Origin of the sequence: Dietzia sp. DQ11-71 (assembly GCF_014144995.1) — a bacterium.
In the GTDB taxonomy this organism is placed as follows: Bacteria; Actinomycetota; Actinomycetes; order Mycobacteriales; family Mycobacteriaceae; genus Dietzia; species Dietzia kunjamensis.
Genome location: NZ_JAALDT010000418.1, coordinates 1 through 2,275, shown reverse-complemented (window position 1 = coordinate 2,275; position 2,275 = coordinate 1). Strand labels below are relative to the sequence as shown.

Below are 2,275 nucleotides of genomic sequence, written 5' to 3'. Positions count from 1 at the left end.
GGCGCGGGTGCGCCGGGGCGGCGCGGCGGCGGGATCGGGGGCGGTGGTGGCAGCGGAGTCAGCGGAGTCGGCGCCGCCAGCCGCTCGGGTGACGGAGATGGTCTTGGTCATGCCAGGCTCCTGGTCTTGACGGCGAACAGGCCCTGCGGGCGCACCTGCAGGAAGATGATGATGGCGACAAACACGAGCACCTTGGCCACCGACGCGGTGGTGGAGTACTCGAAGAACGAGTGCAGGACCCCGAGCGCGAACGCCGCGATCACGGCGCCCCGCAGCTGGCCGAGACCACCCACGACCACCACGAGGAACGCGTCGATGAGATACGACTGGCCGATCGTCGGGCTCGTTGAGCCTATGAGCGTGAGCGCCACCCCGGCGACGCCGGCCAGGCCGGAGCCGATGAAGAACGTGGTGATGTCGGTGCGGCGGGAGCTGATGCCCGACGACTCGGCGAGGTCACGGTTGAGCGTGACCGCCCGGATGCGGCGGCCCATGGGCGTGAACTTCATCGCGGCCATGACCGCGGCGACGCAGGTGATCGCCAGGACGAAGATGAACACGCGAGTCAGAGGCACCGACGCACCGAGCAGTTCGACGCTGCCGCGCAGGAACTCCGGCACCGCCACGTTGACGGCCGGCGCGCCCCAGATGTCTCGGGCGATCTGCTGCAGGACCAGGCCCACACCGAACGTGACGAGCAGGGTGTCCAGTGGACGGGCGTAGAGGCGCCGGATGAGCGTCACCTCGAGCAGCACGCCGAGCAGGCCGCCGACGACGAAACCCAGGGCCAGGGACAACAGCAGGCTCATCCCAGAGGCGGCGGTGATCTGCTGGACGACGTAGGCGGTGTAGCAGCCGGCCATGATGAACTCGCCGTGGGCCATGTTGATGACGCCCATCTGGCCGAACGTCAGGCTCAGGCCGAGGGCGGCGAGCAGGAGGATGGAGCCGATGCTCAATCCGGTCGCGAGTTGTCCGATGAGGATGTCCACATCGGCTCCTTTCTCCGGGTCCCGCCCTCCCCCTCCCCCGCTCCCGACTGACGGGCCGGGAGCGGGGTGGGTCGGGCGGGGTGGGCGGGGCTGGGTGATCCGGGCTGACGGTCGGGCGTCAGTTCCCGGACAGGTCGCCGGCCCAGTCGTAGGACTCGAGGAACGGGTCGGGCTCGATCGCCTCGCCGGAGCTCCACACCTCGTAGATCAGGCCGTCGGGGCGGATCTCGCCGACGATCGCGGTCTTGGAGATGTGGTTGTTCTCGCCGTTGATGGTGACGGTGCCCTCGGGGGCGTCGAAGCTGACGCCGTCGGCGGCGTCCTGGATGGCGTCGACGGCGAAGGAGTCCGCCTTCTCGACCGTGTTCTTCCACAGGTAGACCGACGTGTACGCGGCTTCCATCGGATCGGAGGTGACGCGGTTCGCGCCGTACTTCGCCTTGAACGCGTCGACGAACGCGGTGTTCTCCGGCGAGTCGATCGTCTGGTAGTAGTTCCACGAGGTCAGCTGGCCGTCAATATTCGCGGCGCCGATGCCCTGGACCTCCTCCTCGGCGATCGACACGCTCACCACCGGGGTGTCCTCAGCGGACAGGCCGGCGTTGGAGTACTCGCGGAAGAACGCCACGTTGGAGTCGCCGTTGAGCGTGTTGAACACGGCGTCCGGGTTGGCGGTGCGCACCTTGTTGACGATGGTCGAGAAGTCGGTCGAGCCGAGCGGGGTGTAGTCCTCGCCGAGGATCTCGACCTCGTTGGCCTCGGCCCACGCCTTGATGACGCGATTGGCGGTCTGCGGGAAGACGTAGTCCGAGCCCACGAGGTACATGGACTCCACGCCCTGCTCCTTGAGGTACTCCAGGGCGGGGACGATCTGCTGGTTGGTGGTGGCGCCGGTGTAGAAGATGTTCTCCGACGCCTCGAGGCCCTCGTACTGCACCGGGTAGTAGAGCAACGCGTTGGCGTCCTCGACCACGGGCAGCATCGCCTTGCGGGAGGACGAGGTCCAGCCGCCGAAGATCGCGGCCACGCAGTCACTGGTGATGAGCTTCTGCGCCTTCTCCGCGAACACGGCCGGGTCGGAGGCGCCGTCCTCCACCACGGGTTCGATCTGCTTGCCCAGCACCCCGCCCTCGGCGTTGATCTGCTCGATCGCCAGCGCCACCGAGTCACGCACGGTCTTCTCGGAGATGGCCATGGTGCCCGACAGCGAATGCAACGAGCCCACCTTGATCGTGTCGCCGGAGGTGTCCACGCAGGACTCGGCGGCGGCCGCGGCGGTGTCG

Annotated in this window: 2 protein-coding genes; both read right to left on the bottom strand. The window is 68.0% G+C overall.

Annotated elements, in window-relative coordinates; all coding sequences use genetic code 11:
• Positions 1-107: 107 nt before the first annotated feature.
• Complete coding sequence (gene urtB / locus G6023_RS13640) at positions 108-992, bottom strand: urea ABC transporter permease subunit UrtB (RefSeq protein ID WP_061228856.1); 885 nt, start codon at positions 990-992, stop codon at positions 108-110.
• A gap of 118 nt (positions 993-1,110) precedes the next feature.
• On the bottom strand, positions 1,111-2,275 hold a 1,165-nt coding region (gene urtA, locus G6023_RS13635; protein WP_182636022.1), incomplete at its 5' end, for an urea ABC transporter substrate-binding protein.